Here is a 24,007-nt window from a genome sequence, read left to right as displayed (position 1 = left end):
TTCACAGAAAAAATTATAAAAGACTAAGCTTTTCGTAAGTATTAAATAACAAAACCCATTAATATTTGCTCCAAGTAGCCTTTGCTGCTTGGGGCTTTTTTGTATTTTTACTAAAAATCATCTTTAACAATCATTAGTTCGGTAAAAAACCTTATTAGATTATTGCATAAGTGCTGCGCAGTTGATTTACAGGTATTACCCAATGGAACACCTTCCTATAAACACCTACAAATCAACCTAATAAAACGGTGCTTTTTTTTGATTTTTGTCTAAAAATCAAAAAATACGGAACTATTAATAATAAGTAATGAATCTAAATTATTGATAGTTTATTCGAGCAATCTTTTTAATCTTAACTGTGTTGAAAATACTCGCCATAGCTAAGGCTATGACTGTGTTTTTCGCCTTGTTAATATCAAAAATCTTTTACTGCAAATTCTATAAATAATTTTGCCCCATTACTTAATATGAAAAAAATAGCATTTTTTGATTCAGGAATAGGAGGATTAACCGTTTTACACAAAGCGCTTCAAATAATGCCAAATGAGCCCTATCTCTATTTTTCAGATGCCCAGAATGCTCCCTATGGAACAAAATCTAGTAAAGACATCAAAAAATTAGTCTTTGATGCCGTAGATTTTTTAATACAACAAGACATCAAAGCCCTTGTATTGGCTTGCAATACAGCAACTAGTGTTGCCATTAAAGATTTGCGCCAACAATACAACTTGCCCATTATTGGCATGGAACCTGCCGTCAAACCTGCCGTAGAATCAGCCAAAGACAAAAAAATATTGGTTTGTGCCACCGACAAAACACTAGCTGAAAACAAACTTAAGTTGCTAATCGAAAATCTAAATGCAACAACTAAAGTAGAACAACTCTCCTTACAAGAATTGGTACTGTTTGCTGAAAAATTTCAATTTGACGATCCAAAAATCGAACGTTATCTCAAAGAAGTTTTTTCGGGCATACAATGGAACGATTATGATTCTATTGTTTTAGGCTGTACCCATTTTCCTTACTTTACCCCCAATATACGTCGCTTGCTCCCTCCTCATATTCGTATTTTAGACGGTCATACAGGAACGGTCAAACATTTGCAAGCCCGTATTGTTCCTAGTACCCAAACAAGCCCAAGCCCTATTCAATATTTTTGTTCAAAAAAAGCAAGCGCTGCCAAGCATTTTGAAAAATATTTTGCGATGCTCAATCAACAAGTCTCTCTATGAAAATTTTAGGTATTATTAGTTTAGTATTTGTTAATGTTGTAGGGCTATGGGCTCAATATAGTCCCGAATTGCTAACTACTCCTGAAAAAACGGCATTTGACAAAACCTCTACCTCTGAAGACGTCCTTGCTTTTATTGATGCAATTAAGCACAAAAGCGAGTGGGTGCATACCGAAATCATGCTGGTGAGTGACAGCGGGCGACCTGTTCCTTTAGTTGTTATGGCGAATCCTAAAATTAGCAGCCCCAAAGAAGCACTGGCTTCGGGCAAACCTGTTGTTTATTTCCAAGGAAATATTCATGGAGGCGAAGTAGAGGGCAAGGAGGCATTGATGATCTTGATGCGAGAAATGCTGCTAGGCGACAAAAAACATTTGCTCAACAATCAAATTGTTATTTTCACCCCTAATTATAATCCTGATGGCAACAATAAGTTATCTTCCACTCATCGAAAATCGCAAGAACATTGCCCTCATTTAGCAGGAAGTAGACGCAGTGGAGGAGATTGGGATCTGAATAGAGATGGCATCAAAATGGAAGCTGTTGAAACCCAAGGCTTGATGAAAAACTTAATCTTAAGGTGGAATCCTGATGTATTTGTCGATTTGCACACCACCAATGGTGTTTGGCATGGCAATGAACTAACTTATGCCCATAGTTACCACTTTGCAGGACATCCTGCCACCTCTACTTATACCAAAGATATTATGCTGCCAAAAATCAAAAAAGCAGTACTAGACAAATATGATTTGCATTTTGATATTTATGGTGGTTATTCTCTAAGTCAAGGTTGGCCGCCCAAAAATTTTTATACCTACAATCACCATCCTCGTTATTTGGTTAATCAATTTGGGTTGCGCAATAAAATAGCGATTCTTAGTGAAACCTTTGCGCACGATAAATTTTACCATAGAATTAATTCTGCCCATAAGTTTATTGTTGAAATTTTAGAATTCACCAATGCCCATGGCAAACAAATCCAAGCAGTCAATCAAAAAAGCGAAACGGAAACCATACAAAAAATAAAAAACCAAGCTGGACAGTATAAAAATGGTGTTCGTTTTAAGATGGTACCAACCAATCATCCCTTAAAACTCAGAACATACGAATATATTACTTCTATAGACAGCTTAGGTAAAACGAACTACATTCGAACCCATCATATTATTGATGTTGAAAATGTCACCAATTATAGCGCTTTTGAGGCAACGCTCACTGCTACGGTTCCTAGAGGATATATTATTCCTGCAAAATTTACTCATATCGTTGAACACCTAAAAGCACATGGTGTTATTGTTGAACAATTAGAACAACCCACTTCTTTTTCGGGAGAAGTCTTTTGGATTCATAAATTGGAAGTCAACAAAAGAGCATTCGAACGTCACAATATGATTCATCTAACGGGCGAATTTAGCCCTCAAACAAAACAATACCAAAAAGGCGATTATAAAATAGACCTTGCTCAACCCCTAGCCCATCTTATCTTTTATATGCTCGAACCACAGTCTGATGATGGCTTAGTAACGTGGAATTTTTTCGACAAAGCACTTTATCAATTAGGGGTCAACAATAAAATTGTTCCATTTCCCGTTTTTAAATATTGGTAAGTGGATTATCCATTTTTTTGAACTTTAGCCCTGAGTAAGCTTAAAAACTCTTATCAGTATTAAAAGCAAAATGTTCTAACTATCCATTCTCGATAAAGCGCAGTTTGCTAGGGTTCTTATTCCTGTTTTAAGTGTGCTCTGTACTAAAATTATGGTTCTTTAAAAACCCGAACAGAGTGAGTAACAAGGCTCACGTAGTAACTACAAAGTAGCAACGCAGTTAATCGTGTAGTAAACACTAAAAAAGGGTAAGCTTTTAACTATTTTTCTTAGTAGAAAGTTATAGGTCGTAAGTCGTATGCTTAGTTCCTGTAAATACAGGACATACGACTTACAACCTATAACTTATAACAAAAGTAGTAATAAGCAAGCAAGGTAGTTTACGGGTTGTCAAAGAACCAAAATTATTTTATTTAAAACAGATCTAATAATCGCAGAATAATCCTAAAATTAACATTATTCGTTATCGGCATTATTCTTGCGCAAACAATAAATCAAGTAATTAATATTGTCCTGTATATTACCCCTTACTCAACAAAAAACATAACACAATCATAATCAATCTTTTTTATTAAAATTCATGTTAATATTTTATTCTTTTTTTTTACCTTTGCAGTAAATTTTGACTGAACACCATAAATCAACAATGATCCCCCTTGTTAAAATGAAGCATTATGCTCTTTGCGTCATTACTTTTTTCTTAATTGTTCTATCCTATCACAATAGTTTAGCACAACCTCTATCAATTGCATTAGAACAGTTGCTAGAACAAGGCAAAACGCTCTATGCACAGCAAGAATATGCAAAAGCTACTGAAAAGTTTAATCAGCTGATAGAAAAAGGAAAAGAAGAAAAAGATAACTATCTATTGGGTAGTATTTATTATCAGCTAGGTGTATTTTATGATACCAAAAGAAACCATAATAAGGCACTTGAATTTTTATTCAAAGGCTCTAAACTAATAGAGGGTCGTTTCCATACCCTCAGATCCAACTCCCTTTCATCAGAAAAAGAGACTTTCTTAGAAAAAGAAAAAGCCTTAAATAGCCAAGACAGTCAGCTAAAAGCTTACATATACACAAGAATTGGTGGTGTTTATTATAACCAGAAAGATTATTCAAAAGCCGAAAAATACTGGAAAACCGCTTATTGGATCGCTAAAAAGAATCATCACACCAAAGCACTCTCTAATATACTAAACAACCTAGGGGAAATAAAACGCTTAACGGGACATTTAAATGCAGCGCTTCCGCTTTATAAAAAAGCACTAGAAATAAAACAGATGATTAAAGATACCTTTGGGACCAGTGTCAATTTATCCAATATTGGAACTGTCTATCTCAAAATGGGTCATCTAGATTCTGCCAAAATGTTTTATGACAAAAACTTTTCTCTTCCTAAAAATTCAAAGTTTCCTCGAATAGCCATTAGTCATTATAGCGATTATGGTTTATACCATAAAACCATTGGTCAAGCCTTTATTGCCTCACAATGGTACAATAAGGCACTAGTCTATGCCGATACATTGGGTGATCTAAATATTATATTATCTATTTATCAAGATCTTTCAGCACTTTATGAAGAACAGTCCAAATTAGATTCCTGCTTGCTCTTTCAAAAAAAATGGATTGATTTAACCCAAGTAATCAATCAGCAACAAAATGAAAAACTAGCGTTAGAAATAGAGGCAAGATTCAGAATCAACGAAAAGGAAAAAGAGTTGACCTTTCTTAAAGAAAAAAACAATATTGAAATGCAAAATAATCGACTCAAAGATTATTTTCAATGGGCATCTATTATTGGGCTTTTTAGTATCTTGATCTTCACCTTGCTCATTCTTAGGTTGAGAAATAAAAACAACGAAGGGTTAACGCTTAATATGGCTAAAATCAATCAACAGAATGAAGAAAAAGACATTTTGTTAAAAGAGATCCATCATCGTGTAAAAAATAATTTGCAAGTAATCACAAGCTTGTTAAGTCTTCAAAGTTATAATATTGAAGATCCCAAGATGAAAGTATTATTTAGCAATAGCCAATATAGAATTAATTCTATGGCAATGATCCACGAAATGCTTTACCAATCCAATGATTTTTCTAAAATAAACTACAACAGCTATCTAAAACAGCTAATTGACAAGTTAGTTATTTCCATTAAAGGGGTTGAACATCAAATCCAAGTTAATATAGATGTTCCAGATTTATTTCTCAATATAGATACTGCTATTCCTCTCGGTTTGTTAATTAATGAGGTGACAACAAATTCACTTAAATATGGGATTGTAGACCAGACTCCTGGCACGTTGTCCATAAAAATGAAAATGTTAGATCCGCCTAATTTTTTATTGGAAATAGGGGATGATGGCATTGGTTTTACAACAGATCTTTCTGCTCAAAAACATCATTCCTTGGGGCTAAACCTGATTAAGCAGCTTGCCGTTCAACTCAACGGAACCATTCTAAAAGATGATAAAAAGAAAGGAACAAATTATATCCTTCATTTTCAAGAGGTCGATCAGATGGCATAATAACCTTTAAGTTTATTACACTATTGATTTTTGAAGCGGTATTGTTCTCTGCCTAACTAGGTAAATTATTAGTATTTGCGGATACATGGAGCAAGCACCTGAACCAACTTTTTGGTCAATTTATGTTAGATTATAAAATCTAAACCTTATATTTAACTATAATCCATGAGTTTACAACCATTATTTACTAATTTATCATCTTATGACCTACTTAGAGCTTGCTTACAAAGTGCTAGAGGAAACACAACGTTTGTTGTGGGTGGATGATATATGGGAAATTGCTCAGGAAAAAGGTTATACCAAGCTATTAAAAAAAACATACCCTAGAGAAGAGGATAACATCAATCAATTGGATGCTTTAATGTATCAAGAGGTTGGACGGCATAACTTGCGCCTAATCGAGACGGAAGGACTTTATTACCTGACAACTTTTGAGCAGCTGCCCCAATTGGTCGAAAATGCATTGTATGGAACAGGGATTAGTAGCTATCAAGATATTTTAGACTACAACAAACCAAAACATTTCAGCCCTTCAACCAGAGGTTTTGATGGTATGGTCTTGTTTTTTGTCGTTGCTATTGGTTTTCCGATAAGTCTTTATATTAGCACAACCATTCAAGGGTCTTTCTATTTAGGTCCTCAACTACTCCTAACAACAGCTATACTGACCCTCTGTTTTGCTTTTATGGTATTCCTTTATTTGCAACTGACCAACTGTGACATTAGTATTTATCCTGATAGAATTGATTTTTATCGAACATTCTACCCTAGCCACAAAATACTTTCTCTCCCTATCAAAAATTTGGTCAGTATACAAGCCAATGGCTTGGGGCAAGAGGATCAAATAAAAAGCGATTTAAAATTTCTCTTGATCGAATATAAAGAAGGGAAAAAAATCCTACAAAAAAAAATTCGCTGCCATGGGTACATAAACCCCAGCCCTATCTATGATCCTTTCTGTGTTCTAATCCGAAATTTCGAAAGTTTTATTACCTTGAGAGCTTTTTTAAAAGAAATTTGTCAACAACACAATTTATTGTACCGAGAAGCGTAATAAAAATACCCTCCCATCAATCACCAAATTATTCTTTGGGCAATCCATTTTTATTTTGGACAATTACTTAATAGAATAGCGAATAAGCGTAGACTTATCTAATGCAGGATGAAGCCTAATAACAAAGCATCATAAAAATCAACCAATGAAATCAAATTTAATTCTCTTCTTTTGTCTACTTAGTATTCAGTGGAGTTTAGCCCAAAATATATCTGGCAGATGGGAAGGCTACCTAGATCAAAGTAGTGGTGCCTCTTCTATGGATGGGTACAAAGACTACTGGGAACGTGGTCTTTGGAAAAAAGGAACCAAAACACATGATTTGCAACTCACCTTTAAATACAATGAAAAGAAAAAGAGCTATACAGGGGAGTATTACATCAATGAGGCGATAAAAAAAGCACATTTTGCTCGTTTTGCCATCAAAGCAAGTGTGTTTAATCAAAAAGTACGATACAGTACAACTTCCAAAATATTTGAAACTAAAAACACCTTAAACCTAGGTTTTTGTTATAATCAAGCTACCCTAAATTGGTCTGAAGACGGCAAATATGAATACCTTGAAGGTAAATGGAGAGGTTGGAATGATGACAAGAGGTCTTGTGCTCCTGCCCATATTTGGGTAAGAAGAAGAAAAAGAAATTATAGCCCTCCTCCTAAACCTCCTGTTGTCGTTGCCAAAAAACCTGTCCCACCTCCTAGTCCTGTTGTCAAAAAAGAAGAGCCAATAGAACCGCTAGATAAAGTGGATACCGTTGAAATTCTGACCGTAGATAGCATTGCTGTTGATACTGTCCACCCCAAACCTCCTGTTGTCCCTAATTTTAACAATAGAAAATTGATCGTCAAAGAAACCATCCATGTTCCTAAAGATTCTATCTGGATACATGTTTGGGACTCCAACAGAGAAGATGGTGATATTATCTCACTAGAATTTAATGGTCAACTCATACTCAAAAAATATACCTTGTCTCTTCAGAAAAAAGGGTTTAGGGTAGCACTCAATAAAGGAGAAAATGTACTCACACTCATTGCTCATAATTTGGGCGAAATCCCTCCTAATACTGCTGCTGTAGAAATCGAACGTGAAGAAGGCAAAAAGTTAATCGTTTTAGAATCTGATATGGACAGTAGTGAATTGATCAAAATCATAAGGGAATAAGCAAAACAACAGCATTACAAGATAAAACATTAATAATAAAGCAACTATGCTATTACGATGCAATAGGCACCTTTTGTCCGCCTGCTTAACATTTTAGGATGGATTGGCTTTTTGTCATCTCATTTTTTCTCTCTATCTTTAAAAGTAAGCGGTGTTATGGCGATAATTTGAGTGCGCCATTAACTTATGAAAACATCCAATTTTTTCACCCATTAATCCTAAAAAAATGACAACAATGGAAGTGATTGAGGAACTTGATGTCCTCATAAAGTTATTAGATGAAACAACGACCTCTACTGGACATATTGGGGTTGCGCTCCAAGCAATGGCCATCTCAAAAGAGTATGCAACAGCCAAGGATAGCTCTGCGGGGAGTCAAATGTATAATGATCCTTTTTACAATTATTTTCAACAAGCATCTGGCGACTTGCATGCTCAATATCCACTGCGAAAAATGGCATTGCTAGAAGCCTTAAAAGCATACAAACGCTACTTAGCTCCTAAAAGAGCATCTAATAATTAGCCTTCCTCTATGACATTAAATCATCTAAAATTAAACCCATGAATTTACTTTTTGTTTGTAGTAAAAACAAATGGCGCAGCAGAACTGCCGAAACCATTTTTAAAAATAGAAATGGCTTAAATGTAAAATCTGCTGGTACGGAACATTCTGCTCAAGTGCGTCTAAATTGGAAGCTGATCGAATGGGCAGAAATTATTTTTGTCATGGAAAATAAGCACAAAACTAGAATACAAAAAACGTTTCGTGATACCCTACACGAACAAGAAATTATTGTGCTTGATATTCCCGATGACTATCCCTATATGGATAAAGAGCTGATTCAACTCTTAGAAAATTCTCTTGCCTTCTATTTAGAAGAAGAAGAGTTATAAAACGGTTGTTAACAACAATTGTAAACAACCTGCAATCATTCCCAATATAGCTCCTGTCAAAATGAGTTTCCACTCGTCTTCCTGAAATACTGGACGCAAGAAATTTACAAATTCATCGGGTGGCAAATTCGTCATTCTAACATACATGGTTTCTTCAATGTCTAGTGCCTGTTTGGCATAGTCAAAAACGATGTGAATTTGTTCAGGGGCAGCTTCTATAAAACGATTGACGGCAATCATCTTAATCTCATCATAGGTATCTGTTCCAGAAGTAAATTTAATAAGAGAACTATTAAAACCTGCCGTTTTATCAATGCCTTCTTTGGAATGTTTCTCTATAATTTTAACCAATTTATCAGCTCCTGCTCCTTTGAACATCTGTGTAAATACATTGTCCATTGTCATTACATTTTCAGAAACCAATTGAGCATAGCCCCTAGAGACCTCTTTCTGACGCTTGATGAACAAACCTTGAATCTTAAATCCAAAAATATGAATTGGATTTGTAGGAGAAAAAATCATTCTTAGTGCCAATACATTGGTCAAATAGCCAACCAGCAAACCTCCAACAGGCAATTGCCAAGGTGCTTCGCAATAGACCCAAAGAATTGCTTGAAAAATTCCAAAAATAAATCCAAAAACAAAACCCGAACGCTCAATAAAGGTAAACTCCTTATCCCCTACTTCCAAAAAGATTCTATTCAATAAATCTTTATTATTCGTTAGGTGATTAACCGCCATTGCCTTAAGGTCAAATACATCTGTAATATTAACTTTGACCTCCTCCATAATTTCCTCAATAACACTGGGAATTTCCTCCGCTGCACGGGCATATATTTTCTCTTTTTGACTATTGGGTAATAACTTCCACATCGGAACATGTTTTGTCATTACCTCATTGGTTACCTCACGAGCTAAGCGCAAGATGCTAGACTCCATTTCTTTCGCAACAATAGTAGGATTAATCCTAGCAAACTGATCTTCTACATCAATCAATTTGGTGGTAATCATATCGGTCGCCTTACTTGCCATGCTTTCTGCTTTCGAAGGAATAATCCCCTGCCAGCCAATAGGAGGCAAACCAGCCCAACCAATTGCCTTGATCCCTTCAAACTTAAATCCAATAAATTCTAGTGGATAAAAGGTCATTTTTAGGGCCAATACATTGGTTCCCCAGCCTATTATTGCAGAAATAAAAGGCAATAATATAATATCTAAATCATTTGAAATTAATTCCCACACTATTGATTTGAATTAAGGGTGACTAAAGCAATTTTACGACTCCTCTTCTGGATTATTCGCTAGATTGATCAATTCAATAATTGCCATAGCAATATTTTCTCGCACTTCTTGTATGCTTGCATCCATCATATAACAAGGAGCCGTTACAATTCTGTTGGTATGATCAACAATCACCTCTTCTACCGTTGCCATAGCAGTCATCGCACCGATATTATTCATTCCTTCACTAATTCCTTGTATATCATAAGGAGATGCTTCTTCTGTAGAACCAACCGTCAAACTAGCATTGATGTCCTCTCCTTCTAACGCTTTGGCTATAACAGTAGGTCCCATACACAAACCTGCAATTGGTTTTTTGGCTTTTACCATGGCTAAAATCAATCGCTTAACATCAGCATTGATAGCCCCTTCAGGACCACTGATAGCCCATTGATTGAGGTTTTTAGCAGCCCCAAAACCGCCAGGAATCACCAAGGCATCAAAATCATCTGTTGTTGCTGTTGCCAAATCGCTTACATTGCCACGAGCGATACGAGCCGATTCTATCAATACATTTCTTTTTTCTGGCATTTCTTCTCCTGTGAGATGATTAACCACATGATATTGCTCTTCATTAGGAGCAATACAAATTGCGGTTGCACCGCACTCAGCAATCGCCAAAAGTGTAAAAACAGCTTCTTGAATTTCAGAACCATCATACACACCACTGCCTGCTAACAATACACCTATTTTCATATTTTTTTAGTTCTAGATTTTTATAATGTCAGATGCTTTTTTATGTTTTTTGAAGAAAAACTAAACGACTATCTCATGAGATAGTTTTTTTCTGCGTGAGCACTACGTTTTAGTTGATAAAAACATAAAAAAGTAGCTTGTATTAAATAACCATTAAACAAATCCATTAAAGAACACAATCTGTCCAAAATAGTTTGTTCTTAGCCATTGCCACAAGTTACAAAAAGGAAATAAAAATTGATCTTCTATGAACTAAAAATTAGCTAAGAGTTTTGTTTCTATTTCTAAAAGATGCCTAAAAACGAATCTGGTAAAATACATTGGGCAAAAAACCAAATTGTTTAGCTCGTTCTATTTGCTCAGTATTGACATTATACTTAACCTGTAGATCATTTTTAAAATTAGTGACATTTAATACTTCGATATAAACATGATGTGAAATGCGCTTTTTTCGATGGTTAAATCGAGCGCCAAGACGTATATCAATCCTTCGATAGACTCCCAAACGTTCAGTATAAGCCTGTTCCTCTACCAACACTTCCGTTCCTAGCCTTCTAGAAGCTTCCAAATCTACAGGCGTATAAGGAAGTCCCCCATGCAAATTGAAGCGAAGGTCGGCATAAATGATATTTCTCTTTTTCTTTCCTATCTTTAATTCTTTTCCCATAACGGCAGATGCAATATATTGCACATCAAAAGCACTGTTTCTCCAAATCTCATCACTCCCTTTATAAAAAGATCGCTGATAAGCCCCTGATAATAAACCATAGTAACCTTGGCTAAAGAATTTTTCGATCGACAACTCAGCCCCATATCCAAAACCTTCGCCTGTACTTTCCCAGCCCACCAATTCTGGGTAAATAGAAAAAGCTCCATGATTGGCAATGGATAAACTACTCGGTGTACTCAAAACTGGAATATTGGTATTGTACAAGGCATAAAGATTAGCCCTTAATCCCCAAAACTTCGCCAAATAAGCATCATAAGCCAAGACAACATGGTGGCTTCGTGTTGGACCTAAGGCTCGATTGCTCGTATCATAAGTACCGTCCGCTCGTTTCTGTACAAAAAAGGACATTGTAAAAGATTGTATTCGGCTATGCCAACCATAACCTAAACTTAGCTTATGTCGTGCAGCAAGATACCAGTTCAGGGCAAAGCGAGGTTCTATCGCCCAAGAGTCTTTATTTAGAGTCCAATACATTCCTTGAACCCCCAAGGTCAGCACCAAACGCTGTGAAAATTTGTATTGAGCTTGAAAAAAGCCACTGGCTAAAACTTGTATATCCTCTGCCTTGGAATGGGTTTCGTCCCGCTGCAACCAACGATCCCAAATAGAAATAAAATGCAAATAACCATGTGCCCCTAATCTAAAGGTAAATTTAGAGCTAATCTTTTTATTTAAAATACTAGAAAGCCCAATGCGCTGTCGAAAATTTTTGACCGCAAAATAAGGGCTTACACTATCTGGATAAATCGTATCTCGATGCGATCGATAATCTTCCAACAAATAGGACAAGGTTGTTTTTAAATAGGTTTGCTTGCCAAAGAATTTTTGATGCTTAACTCCCACCAATCCAAAATTGGCATTGATGTATAAATCAATCCCTTGTTCTGCAAAAATATCGCTAGAATCCACGCCCTCATTTAACAACGCCACATCTGATAATCCTCCAATTCCAAATATAGAAAAATGACCTAGTTTTTTAGTGGGAATATCTAGTTTGAAATTAACGTCATAATAATGTGGGGATGCATTCGATCCTATATCTATCCCAACCAACTGAATCAAATCAAATATTCCAGCCCGAACAGCAACAGCATAGGATGCTCCTTTTTTTTGAAAAGGACCTTCTGCCATAAATTCAGCACCAAACGTACTTAACTGAGCCATAAATTCATGTTGACTATTGTTTCCTTCTCGCAAATTGACATCAAAAACACCAGAGTAAACATTGCTATATTGAGCAGCCAATGCCCCATTGGTAAAGTCTGAATCATCTAACAAATTATTGTTTAACAAGGGAAAGATGGCTCCTGTATTTCCCATTGTTGCCAAATGATTGGGATTATCAACAGGTACTCCCTCTATCATCCACTGCATTCCATAAGGGCTATTTCCTCTAGATACAATAAAATTTTGAGAGTCATCAATATTAAACATTCCCGAAAAATTAGTTACAATTCGAGCAGGATCGCCATAAGCACCAACATACTTCGTCGCTTCTTCTATATTAAAGGTGCGAGTGCTAATCGGGTTCATTTCATCAACCGTTTCCATTTTTTCATTGCGAAACCTTCCTTTGTCCTTTACTTTACTCCGTTTGGCTTCTACGGTAACAAAACTTTTTACTTTTTCATCTAATGCAATTGTTGCAACAGCTTCTTTCCCCGCTACTACTAATTGAGAATGAATTGTTTCATAGTACCCAACTAGTTCTACTTGTACCCTCTGATGCCCTACAGGAACATTTTTTAGTTCAAACATGCCATTCTCTCCAGAAATAGCAGAAATTCTAGGCGAATGATTTAATAGTTCTATGAACGCTCCAGAAATTCCATTCTGTGTCGTCCGATCAATTATATATCCTCGGAATGTTTGTTTTTTTAGTTCAATGTCTTGCGCAATACTTGTGAAACTTCTCAATAAACAACCTAATAATAATAAGTACTTTGTCTTGTTAACTATATTTTTCATTCTTAGAACAATTATATAGCCTATTGCTTAAAAAGATTATGGCATTCCTTCAAACCAATTGGCTATAGTGAATAAAAGGGGGGGGATTTTGTAGCTTATAAACTACTATTAAAGTATAATTTGAGAATCATGTTTGTCGCTAAAAGAGCAAACTATATTCTCAAAAATTAAGTATTGAAAAATCTAGGGAAATGACGGGATGAGATTCTTTAGGTAGTTGTTCTGGGATAAGTATTGTGAACGATTACTTAAAAACAAAAAATTATAGGTAGAAGTTATTGATAACTTACGGCTTATTCTATTTTTTTGTTTCTTAACACGATCTCTATAATGCAAAATTAAACAATTATTTTTAATTGTATAGGATTTTAAGAACAAGTTAAGGTAAGCTTACCTTCTCATTTCTCAATTAAGGAACGTATCTTCTTAAAATAAGAAAAAAAGTAAATATTTAGGCTAAAAAAAACTTCGTTCGCTCTATTTTTTCGCCTTCTTTTTTTTCAAGAAACAAAGATTATTTTAGTGTTACGGCCTCTTTAAAGCTTTGTTTTTTTTGAGAAAAAGATCTTAGAAGCTTATAAAAATCAAAAAAAATAGCTTTCTATAATTGAGAAACACCATTTTATGTGTTTGTTCCTTGATTTTATTAGTGTCATATTTGTACTATAGGAAGGTATCAATACGGGCATATTGATGCACTTTCTTCTACTCTACTCAATCTTCTACTAACTCAACCAAAAGGGCTTTTGCTAACACTATTAAAAGCTTATTGGTTATGATTCGTTATTTTATTTCATTCGCACTACTACTATTTTGCAGTAGCGCATGGGCACAAACAGGTAGCCTACAAGGTCAACTAACAGACGAAGAGTCTGAAGAAAGCCTCCCCTTTGCTCCTATGGCATTGATGCAGGGAGACAACCAAATTGCTGTTGTTGAGACAGATTTGAACGGTAACTATAATTTTTCTAACATCAAAGTGGGAAGTTATAGCTTGGTGATTACTTATCCTAGTTATCCTTCTAAGACCATTACAGGGATTAGCATTTCTTCAGGACAGGTTCGATTTATGGATGTGCAGCTTAGTCAAGTTGTAAAAATAGAAACAACAACTATCACAGCAAAAGATCCTATCGTAGATCCAGGCAAAAATGAAGGAGGCTCTACCCGTGATGCCGAATTTATTGTCAACAATCCAGAAAGAGGCATCGGAGGAGCCATTACCAGTACTGCAACCGTTAATGCAGCAGATGAAGGAGAAGCCATTAGCTCTGGAGGAAGTCGTACGACCAGTAACTTGATTATGGTCAATGGCATTCCTGTCCTTGGTGGTGTTATTCCAATTGCTGATGTTGAAATTGCAGAGATTCAAATTATGACCAGTGGTATTTCTGCTCAATATGGTAATGCAACAGGGTCCATCACTAACATTATCACCAAAGACCCCGCTACCCAATTTAGAGGAAGTATACAAGCAGAAACTTCGCAATTTTTAGACAATTTTGGAGCCTCTACCCTCAATGCTTTTTTCTCAGGTCCTATGATTGCCAAACCTATGATTAATGCACTGGGTGACACCCTTAAGCGCAATGGAAAAATCGTAAAATCAACGATTTTAGGCTATCGTTTTTCAGGGTCTTACTTCACTACAAAAGACAACCGTCCTTCTGCGTTAAATACCTTTAAGTTGAGTGACGAAAAACTAAAAGAATTATTAGAGAACCCACTAATAGCAAACCCTAGTGGTACAGGTACGGTTTATGCCTCTGACTTTTTAACTGCTGACGATTTAGAAAAAACCAATGTACGTTCTAATGCACGTAACTCTTATGCGCAGTATTCCGCCAGCATAGAATTCAAACCTTCTTCTGATTATTTCTTTTCGGTAGATGCAAGCGGAAGATTTGACTGGGGAAATATAGCAGACGTCAATAATCAATTGTTTAATTATAATTTTAACCCTAATCAAAAATTTAACACCATTGGCTTTTCTGCTCGCTTTAACCACACTGTTAGTTCTACCATTCCAGGCAACAAAGAAGAAGAAGACGGCGATTTAAACCGCTTGCAACCAGTATTCCAAAATTTAAGTTATGAACTCATTGGAAGCTATAACCAAACTAATTTTTCAAGAGAAGATCCTCGTTATAAGGATCGCTTGTGGGAATATGGTTATGTAGGAAAGTTTTATGAAAGTAGACTGCCTGTTATTGGCATCATAGATTCTATTCCTATCTATGATTCAGCAGGAGAAATCATTGGATGGAAAGAACAAACAGGGCATGCTGCCTTCTTTAATTCCTTTGATAAGTACGAGGCAAATATGGACATCAATCCAGGTTTGGCTGCTTATAATAATCTGATTGACCAGCCCAATTCTAATCCCAATGCCCCAACATCCATCAATGAGATGGAAGTCATCAATGGAACAATTGCAGGGGGACGTAGTTCTGTCTATGATTTATTTAATGCACCACACCTTACCAACTCAGGTTTTAGCAAAAGCAATAGTTCACAGGCAAGAGCTAATGTACAAGTCAAATTTGATTTAGTTGCCAACCAAAAATCAGGCAACCCAATGCGCCACCAAATTAATTTGGGAGGTACTTTTGAACAACAAGTTACTCGTAGCTATAACATCAATCCATTTAGTTTATGGGAACTGGCCTATCAAAGTGCGAATACTCATATCTCTAATGCAACAGATCAAAGCCGACCAACTGGCGAAAACTATTACGATACAGAAACCCAACGCAATTATCAATTATACGATGCATTAATACGTAAAGATGAAGAAGGTAATGAAGTAGCAATGACTCAGTTTGGAGCCAACCTAAGAAAATCACTCGGCTTGAACAAAAGAGATTGGATTGCAGTACATGAATTGACACCAGACCAAATGCAACTGGATTGGTTTGAACCCACTACGTTAATTACAGGAAGCCAACGAATCATTAACTACTACGGTTATGACTACAAAGGAAACCCTTTGGGAACCAATGTTAGTTTTAATGACTTTTTTACTGCTACAGATGAAAATGGGATCAAAACCCGCCCTGTTGCGCCCAACAATCCGATTTATCTATCAGGTTATATCGAAGACAAGTTTATTTATAAAGATATTATTTGCCGATTAGGAGTCCGTTTTGATAGTTATGATGCCAATACCAGCGTTCTAAAAGATCCTTATAGCATTACAGGTTATGAAACTGCCGCAGAATTTGAAAGTGAAAATTCTATTTATGCGGTTGGACAAAGCCCAGAATATAGTAGACCAACTAATATTGGAGATGACTTTGCCGTTTATGTTAATGATAACAATAAAGATGCTACAGTGATTGGGTATAGAGATGGCAAACAATGGTACAATGCTCAGGGATTGCCTGTTAATACAGCTAGTGAATTGGGTACTACTTTTGTTCCTGCATTAAAAGGTTTTGGAACAGCTCATATTGATCCTCAGGGTCAAAACTACGATCCTAACCAATCGTTTAGAGATTATACTCCCGAAATCATTGTAATGCCTAGGATTGCTTTGTCATTTCCTATTTCAAAGGAATCTAATTTTTATGCTAACTATGATATTTTGTCTCAGCGACCACCACAAGGTTCTTTTGCTTCCGCTTACGATTATTATAATTTTAGAGAAATTACCAAAAGCAATGGCATCATCAATAATCCTAACCTAAAACCTGAGCGTACCATCAATTATGAGGTAGGTTTCCAACAAGCACTCAACGATTTTTCTAAATTAAAGCTTTCGTTGATCTATAAAGAAGAACGAGATTTGATTCAGATTCAGCAATACACCTATGCGTACCCCAATACCTATTTGACCTTTGGGAATGATGATTTTTCAACGACTAAATCTTTTAAATTAGAGTATGAAACATTGCGTCATAAAAATCTAAAAATTATTGCCAATTACGTTTTGCAATTTTCTGAAGGAACTGGTTCCAATCCGTTTTCTGCGGTAGGAGGAACTGCGCAAGAATTAAAATATGTATTTGCCTTGGATTTTGATCAACGTCATACGCTTTATGCTAATATTGACTATCGCTTGAAAGGAGGAGATGATTACTTTGGTCCTAAGATTGGCAATTTTGAAGTATTCGCCAACACTGGTTTAAGCCTTAGCGTCAATGCCAATTCAGGACGCCCCTATACCCGCAAACAAATAGCTGGAGGGCTTGGTCATAGTTCTACCGATAGAAATACAGATGGTAGTGTCAATGGTGCTAGAAAACCTTGGAATTTCCGTGTTGGACTAAAAATTGATCGCAATTTTGTAATCGGAAAGAACAGTAAAAACCCCATGCGTTTAAATATATATTTGAGAGTCACCAATCTATTTAACACTCAAAATGTATTGGATGTTTATTCTGTTACAGGCTCTCCAACCGATGACGGCTTTTTAACTGCTAGCAATGGACCTGGTCCTGGTTTTGCTGCCTCTCAGCCACAATCGTATGAGATGTTATACAATTTGCGTATGAACGACCCTTACAATATTTCTCGCCCTCGTAGAATCTTTTTGGGGGCAAGTTTTTCTTTCTAAATCTATTGATCAACTAAACCTTAAAACCAACTATAGAGAACCAATAGATGCTTTAATAGAAGAATGGAGTTTGCAAGAAGGTAATCCTTCTTCGCAAACTCCTATTTTTCATCAGTACACAAAACAACTTCTGCTCTAATTAACCTCGATTATAACGTCGCAACCACAATACAAGTCCTAGGATATGAACGAGCATAATTCCCAGAATAAGCACAACAATTACGGCATCTCTCACTTTTTTGCCCATTGGATCTAAAAAGTGATACTTATGCAAAATTAGAAAGCTCAATGCCTCCCAACGTTTGGCAGAAGAAATGTTAGCTGCTAATTTTCCCGAAGAAGTTTCCACATAAATACTATGCTGTTCCTCCGTATCGTATTGTACTTTGGCAACAGGCAATCGCTTATTGATAAATCCATATTCTCCACCAAATTGCTGAATAGGTGTTGTGGATAGGATTTTATCCGCTGGTAATTGGCTATATTTACTGGCCAAATGAATAGCATAACGCTCTTCTCCCCTACTTATTGGTGCTAAATTTTGTACCTCAAAATACCCTACTTCCGTAGCCTTATCCATCCAAATGACTTGATAAAACGTCTTTCCTTCAAACGATGCCAAAGCTATATTCTTCACCAATCTTCCATCCAAACGAGTCCATAATTGAGGCAAATTGGCTACAATTGTTGCATCAAATGAATTATTTTTGAGTGTTTGAGTAGAAGCATAAGACTTTTTGGCTAAAGCATGGTAAGCTCCACTAAAAGCAAATGCCAGTGTCGAAATAGATACCATCAACCCAATTCTTCGATGCCATTTTCGGCTACGGTCTACCTGTCCCCCTTTGCTAGTTTGAAATGATTTCCACAAAAAACCATAAATAATCAAACCGCTTGCCGCCACAAAAAATGACAAGCCCATAAACAACAACATTAAGAATAGCTTGGCATTGGGCCAGTCGTTCAGAAAAGACCAATTGTGCAAATAACTAAAAATGGCAATGCAGGCTTTTCTAGTCGAATTATTAAGTGTTCCCAACCTAGAACTATTCGTTTCTACATAAACATCCATTTTGTCTCCTCGATCAAAAGAGACCTTATAAACGGGCAATAAACGATTGATAAATTTATACTCAAAGGTAAATCGATCTAAAACGCTGATGGATTTTATAGCACTGATCGAATCTCCTAAAAAATAACGGGCTAAATAAGTCGCATACCGTTGATCTCCATCTTCCAATAGGGTATTCTTAGTAGCATGGATATACAAACTAGGTTTTCCTGTTTGTATAATTTGGTAATAAGTTGTTCCTTCAAAATTGACCATTCTAAAATTCTGAAAGGAAGCAATCTTATGTTTGTTTAGAGCAGCAGCCAATGATATGCTCGTACTATCTAGTTGTATGGGAGCAGAGCGCAAAAAACGCTCTGCTGGTTTTATTTTAAATAAGTGCGCCATCATAGGATGCGTCAAGCCACTAATACACCAACCCAAAATTGGAATGACAATCAATAGCCCAATCCGATTGTGCCACTTATATAATTTATTAAACATCTGCTTATTTTTTACGGTACATACCTGCTACAAAATTATATCCAATTCCTACATTTACATTAATAGGATTCCCAACCGTGATGCTCTCTCCCCATTTCGATAAACGAGCATTAGGCGAATACAATTGATTGGTAAAATTCATAACATTACACCAGATGTCAAATCCTTTGATGGTATAACCCACTCGCCCATTAAAAATGACAAATCCATCGTACATTTTGGTATTGGCAGCATCCATATAATATTGGTTCATGTGCATCATCTCTACTCCTATACGGAAACCTTTTAGGAAGCGAGGCTTGTACATCACTTCTGTATTAAATAACCAATTAGGAGCCTGTGGCATCAAGTTGCCAGCATAGTCTGTTCCTTTTTCATTGTATTCTAAAAAGGTATGAGATGCATTCGATCCTGTTACTCGAATGGAAATATCTTTGATAGGGCTATAATAAACACCATACTCAATTCCCATATGACGTGTTTTTCCTGCGTTTTGATTCATATAGGTTCCATTATCTTGACGAACCGATAAAATTTCGTTAAAACCATCCATTAGATACAAGCTCAAATCAATATGTAACTTATCTTTTAACAAGCTCATCCAACCTCCCAATTCAAAATTATTATAAGTAGCAGGTTTTAGAATTGGCACACTAACTCCCCTATATAATTCTCCAATTTGTGGTGGTACAAAACCTTGGCTAAAGTTGGCGTAAATACCCGAAGTTTTTGCAATCGTATAGGTCGCTCCAATTTTAGGGGTTAATGCCCAAAATTGATCTACATTATCTGGTGCCCCAGAAAAAGCGGTTGTTGGAAGATTGTTGTCATAGTTATAAACAAAGGCATCGTAACGAGCCGCAGCCACAAATTTAAAGTTTCTAAATGGTGTCATTTCTACTTGTACATAAGCTGCTGGGTTGACCAAACCAACCTTATAATCGGTCAGCATGGAGTCTGTTTCATTGATATAATTCGTATAAATACCTTCGTCACTTTTTGTGATAGAAATATAATTGGATTGATACGAATTTGGACTGTAATCAATAGATGCTCCTGCCGTTACAGAAGTTTTCAAAAAATCAAACTCTTGACGATGCTGAATCAAAGCTCCAAAGCTTTTGTAGCTGTTGTTGTTGCTTTCTCCATGCGCTAAGTTTTTGTCGCCTGTTGGATTTCCCCAAGGAGACCAATCGTCCTTCACACGATAAGAAGGAATCTGTTGGATAGAGTTATCTCTAAAAAATACCACCGCACTCGTTTTTGCTTTGGGTGTCCAATAACGTTTGTATTGAATTTTGGAACGCAATGCCCATACATCTCGTTGTGTGAAGGTATGTAGAGAAGTATATTTTCGCCCATAAAAACTGGCGCTGTCCAAGCTCCCTGTCATATCCGACTTATAATCAATAATCGTCGCATCAGCCGACAAAAAATCTTTTTCTGATACCTTATAAGTTAATTTTAATGTCAAGGCTAATTTATCTAAATCGCTATGTTCTCTAAAACCATTTCTACGATTGGCATAATAACCAGAAAAGGCAACCCCTAAATTTCCAAAGGTAGCTGCTGCACGCAAATCTACTCGTTTATAGCCCAAGTTATTGCCCTGCAAACGAATGCTAGCAGTAGGAACAGAAGTTGGACGCAAGGTAATAAAATTGATGGCACCACCAATTGCTTCACTTCCATAGAGCGAAGAGGATGGGCCTCGAATTACTTCAATATGACGGATATTTGCTTGATTCATTTCCAATAAGGCATTGTGGTTAAAAACACCTGTTGGGCGAATCGGCAAACCATCTTCCAAGTACAAAAACAAACTTTTGAAAGAAAGAGGTTGGCGAATCGACATGCTGTGCTGCTCATTGCCTAAGTCCACCATAAATACCCCTGGAGTTTTATTTAGCAATTGATCCAAAGAAGTAGCACGAGCATCATCAATACTAGTTGCTGTCACCGAAGCAATAGCAGCAGGTGCCTCTGCTCTACTTTGTTGGTTTCTACTGGCCGAAATAATGACTTTACTCAATTCTGCAACGGTTGGTTTTAGATTGAGAACCGTAGGAATTTCACTGGCTTTGATTTGTTGTGATTCGTACCCTATAAAAGAGATTTGAACTTCATCTGTTTTTTGAGCTTCTAAGCTAAACTCTCCATTTGTATTGGTGATGGTTCCTTTTTCAGAACTCGTAATCCAGAGATTAACACCAATTAAAGGTTCCTGAGTTTGATGATCTACAATTTTACCTGTTATTATTGTCTGGGCAAAACTAATATTGGGGATAAAAATAGCAATGAGTGCTACTAATCTAATAAGGAGTAACTTTTTCATAATACAATAGAATTTTTTAATTATTTAGGTATGCCATCTTGAGTATTGATTAAGACCATCTTCGTCAAGGATTTTGTTTGTAAATTGTTTTAATCCCTGTCTATCAAAACAACACTTAGATCACATAAGTACATAAAGGGGCTTATTCAAGAGGTTTACCTCCTAAAAAGGGATAGTGTTCCATCCAAAACATTTTGCGTTGAATTATATACACTGCCTAATGCAATAGATGATTACAATAAATAGTATGTTTTTTTCTTCTCAATAAAGTTTTCACACAGGCAAAAACCTTTGGATATACGCACAGACATCTAGCTTGCTTACTCCAACCAATTAGCCATAAAGTAGCAATAAGTAATCAACAGAATAAAGAAAGATTGTACTACATTAAATAGAATGTACTCTAGCTTCTTCCCCTAACACTAGTTAGTGGTTATTTGCCATCATTTATCTAAAAATACAGCAACAATTAGAAGGCACTATTAGCGTACACTGCACCCAATAATCTCTTTGGTCTTAATCAAAGAATCACTGTCATTTGGGCAGTAGCAGAATATGCTCAATCAAAAATGATGCATTGTTATACAGAAAATACTTTCTCAATTCAGAAAACTGGATCGATGCAACAGATATGACATTATAAATCATTAAAGACCTATAAATCAACTGCGCAGCACGCATGCAATAACCCAATAAGATTTTTTTTACCGAATTAATGAAATTAAGAAGATAGGTCGCTTAAGCCCTAGGAGGCTGAAAAGCAGAAAAAATAGGACTATATTGATAAGTAAATGCATATTCAAATAATGCTCCTTTGTCAAAAAGAGTTGCTTTGGAATACACTAAATGCAATATAGTAGAACAAATAGTCTGGTAAAATAAAACGGGCGTTTTAATTTCTTCCAAACTAGGTAAAAAGGGTTGAGGCTCCTGACTTTGTTTCGTTTTAGAAATGTTAAGTACCTTTTTTAGGTGACACTTTCCATCACATTTTAATTCAGGTAATGCTCTATTTTCACAAAGTTGACTTTTTATGTAATCTTTATTAGCGATATAATAAGTGTATATCAAGCCCTGATAAGAGGCTTGTGCACTTATTAACAAAATCCATAATATGGCTAATAATCTCGACATAAAAAATAGTTTGAGCACAAAGATAAAAAATATTCGCAATTTAAAAATACCCTGTCACTTTTTAATTTTTGTTTTGTTGATTGAGTACAGGCAACAAAGATTTTTTTGCTTCTCACCCACCAAAAATAAAATATCAAACATCTTATAGAAAAAACCCACTGTCTTGTAAAGAGAAAAGTTTATAGATAGAACGTTTTTTGGAAGGATTATGATGCTAGGTTCAAAAAAAAATTTAACTTTGAAGCCTTGACTAATTTACAATATTTATTAATTCAATCAATAGATTTTGTTCTATGAACTTTCCAGAAAATTTAAAGTACACAAAAGACCATGAATGGGTGCGTGTAGAGGGTGATGAAGCTTATGTTGGTATTACAGATTTTGCTCAAAGTGAGCTAGGTGACATTGTTTATATTGACATTGATACTGAAGGTGAAACACTAGACCAAGATGAAGTTTTTGGTAATGTAGAAGCTGTTAAAACTGTTTCTGACTTATTTATGCCAGTATCTGGTACTATTCTAGAATTTAATACTAAACTAGACGATGAGTCTGAATTAGTCAATACAGATCCTTATGGTGATGGTTGGATGGTTAAGATCAAATTAGCAGACGCTAGCCAATTGGATGGTTTAATGAGTGCTGCTGAGTATAAAGATAGCGTTAGTGCTTAATTGGTATAAAACAAAGTACTTTGTTCCAGCAATTATTTGGGCGATTTTAATTTGGTCCTTATCAACTACCTCTAACCTACCACCTGTACCATGGAATTTTTTGTCTGCGGACAAAGTAGGGCATCTCTTTTTTTATGCAGTGGAAACACTGTTATTAATTGGGGCACTATCTAAGAGTTTAGGTTGGACAAAAGGAGGAAATTGGGCTTGGATTTTGTGTTGCATGATAATTGCAGGTTTCTATGGCATTGTTTTAGAATTTGTTCAAGCAACCATACCAGATCGTTCTTTTGACTATGCCGATATGTTAGCCAATTTTGCTGGAACACTGGTAGCAGCCATTTTTTACTATTGTACCGCTACCAAATTTTTTATACAAAAAACTTCTGCACTTTAATTGTAGAAAAAATACCTAGGACAAAGATTTTAATTATATTTGTCTGTAGTTCTTAAGGATAGATTCAAACACTGAATTTTGTTTATTTAAGAACATTTTATTTGCATTAATTTTATTTTTTAATTTAAAAGCATATTTATGTTAATCAACGGACTACAACTTGGTGGTATTTTGCTCTATGCAGGTCCAGAGATAACAGGTGG

At 35.8% G+C, this 24,007-nt stretch carries 16 protein-coding genes; 10 read left to right on the top strand and 6 right to left on the bottom strand.

Annotation, left to right across the window (positions count from 1 at the left end; all coding sequences use genetic code 11):
- The first annotated feature begins 467 nt into the window (after window positions 1–467).
- The 7 genes from murI to AsAng_RS00365 all read left to right on the top strand — a co-directional run bounded on the left by murI (window position 468) and on the right by AsAng_RS00365 (window position 8,476).
- Window positions 468–1,232 (top strand): glutamate racemase, encoded by a 765-nt coding sequence (murI, locus tag AsAng_RS00395; RefSeq protein WP_264790786.1) that lies wholly within the window; start codon window positions 468–470, stop codon window positions 1,230–1,232.
- Window positions 1,229–2,839, top strand: a complete 1,611-nt coding sequence (locus AsAng_RS00390; protein WP_264790785.1) for a M14 family metallopeptidase — start codon at window positions 1,229–1,231, stop codon at window positions 2,837–2,839. The genes murI and AsAng_RS00390 overlap by 4 nt, the downstream gene beginning before the upstream one ends.
- A 664-nt stretch (window positions 2,840–3,503) precedes the next feature.
- Complete coding sequence (locus AsAng_RS00385) at window positions 3,504–5,366, top strand: histidine kinase dimerization/phosphoacceptor domain -containing protein (RefSeq protein WP_264790784.1); 1,863 nt, start codon at window positions 3,504–3,506, stop codon at window positions 5,364–5,366.
- Window positions 5,367–5,568: 202 nt separating this feature from the next.
- The gene (locus tag AsAng_RS00380) at window positions 5,569–6,420 is read left to right on the top strand and encodes a winged helix-turn-helix domain-containing protein (RefSeq protein ID WP_264790783.1); all 852 of its coding nucleotides are present in this window, start codon (window positions 5,569–5,571) and stop codon (window positions 6,418–6,420) included.
- Window positions 6,421–6,565: 145 nt separating this feature from the next.
- Window positions 6,566–7,582 (top strand): hypothetical protein, encoded by a 1,017-nt coding sequence (locus tag AsAng_RS00375; protein WP_264790782.1) that lies wholly within the window; start codon window positions 6,566–6,568, stop codon window positions 7,580–7,582.
- A gap of 226 nt (window positions 7,583–7,808) precedes the next feature.
- Entirely contained in the window at window positions 7,809–8,105 is a 297-nt protein-coding gene (locus AsAng_RS00370; protein WP_264790781.1) for a hypothetical protein, read from the top strand.
- A 38-nt stretch (window positions 8,106–8,143) separates the two neighbouring features.
- The gene (locus AsAng_RS00365) at window positions 8,144–8,476 is read left to right on the top strand and encodes a low molecular weight protein tyrosine phosphatase family protein (RefSeq protein ID WP_264790780.1); all 333 of its coding nucleotides are present in this window, start codon (window positions 8,144–8,146) and stop codon (window positions 8,474–8,476) included.
- Here AsAng_RS00365 and AsAng_RS00360 read toward each other — a convergent pair.
- From AsAng_RS00360 to AsAng_RS00350, 3 genes are all read right to left on the bottom strand, one after another.
- A complete protein-coding gene (locus AsAng_RS00360; RefSeq protein ID WP_264790779.1) occupies window positions 8,471–9,718 on the bottom strand; it encodes a DUF445 domain-containing protein in 1,248 nt (415 codons plus the stop codon). The two genes, AsAng_RS00365 and AsAng_RS00360, sit on opposite strands and share 6 nt — an antisense overlap.
- Before the next feature lie 33 nt (window positions 9,719–9,751).
- A complete protein-coding gene (gene elbB, locus AsAng_RS00355; RefSeq protein ID WP_264790778.1) occupies window positions 9,752–10,453 on the bottom strand; it encodes an isoprenoid biosynthesis glyoxalase ElbB in 702 nt (233 codons plus the stop codon).
- 295 nt (window positions 10,454–10,748) lie between these two features.
- Entirely contained in the window at window positions 10,749–13,151 is a 2,403-nt protein-coding gene (locus AsAng_RS00350) for a TonB-dependent receptor (RefSeq protein WP_264790777.1), read from the bottom strand.
- A gap of 775 nt (window positions 13,152–13,926) precedes the next feature.
- Here AsAng_RS00350 and AsAng_RS00345 point away from each other — a divergent pair.
- Window positions 13,927–17,709, top strand: coding sequence for a TonB-dependent receptor (locus tag AsAng_RS00345; RefSeq protein WP_264790776.1), 3,783 nt, complete (start codon window positions 13,927–13,929; stop codon window positions 17,707–17,709).
- A 139-nt stretch (window positions 17,710–17,848) separates the two neighbouring features.
- Here the strand turns inward: AsAng_RS00345 and AsAng_RS00340 are convergent, their stop codons facing one another.
- From AsAng_RS00340 to AsAng_RS00330, 3 genes are all read right to left on the bottom strand, one after another.
- The gene (locus tag AsAng_RS00340; protein WP_264790775.1) at window positions 17,849–19,264 is read right to left on the bottom strand and encodes a PepSY domain-containing protein; all 1,416 of its coding nucleotides are present in this window, start codon (window positions 19,262–19,264) and stop codon (window positions 17,849–17,851) included.
- A 4-nt stretch (window positions 19,265–19,268) separates the two neighbouring features.
- A complete protein-coding gene (locus tag AsAng_RS00335; protein WP_264790774.1) occupies window positions 19,269–21,599 on the bottom strand; it encodes a TonB-dependent receptor in 2,331 nt (776 codons plus the stop codon).
- A gap of 738 nt (window positions 21,600–22,337) precedes the next feature.
- Window positions 22,338–22,733: a hypothetical protein gene (locus AsAng_RS00330; RefSeq protein ID WP_264790773.1), complete on the bottom strand. Its 396-nt coding sequence runs from the start codon at window positions 22,731–22,733 to the stop codon at window positions 22,338–22,340.
- A 293-nt stretch (window positions 22,734–23,026) separates the two neighbouring features.
- On the opposite strand from AsAng_RS00330, the gene gcvH reads away from it, so the two are divergent.
- Both gcvH and AsAng_RS00320 read left to right on the top strand, forming a co-directional pair.
- Window positions 23,027–23,407: a glycine cleavage system protein GcvH gene (gcvH, locus tag AsAng_RS00325; protein WP_264790772.1), complete on the top strand. Its 381-nt coding sequence runs from the start codon at window positions 23,027–23,029 to the stop codon at window positions 23,405–23,407.
- A complete protein-coding gene (locus AsAng_RS00320; RefSeq protein ID WP_264790771.1) occupies window positions 23,400–23,804 on the top strand; it encodes a VanZ family protein in 405 nt (134 codons plus the stop codon). Before gcvH ends, AsAng_RS00320 begins: the two co-directional genes overlap by 8 nt.
- The last annotated feature ends 203 nt before the right edge of the window (window positions 23,805–24,007 follow it).

Source organism: Aureispira anguillae (genome assembly GCF_026000115.1).
Taxonomy (GTDB): domain Bacteria; phylum Bacteroidota; class Bacteroidia; order Chitinophagales; family Saprospiraceae; genus Aureispira; species Aureispira anguillae.
Note: the sequence above shows the minus strand (reverse complement) of the source record. Positions and strands in the feature narration are given on the sequence as shown.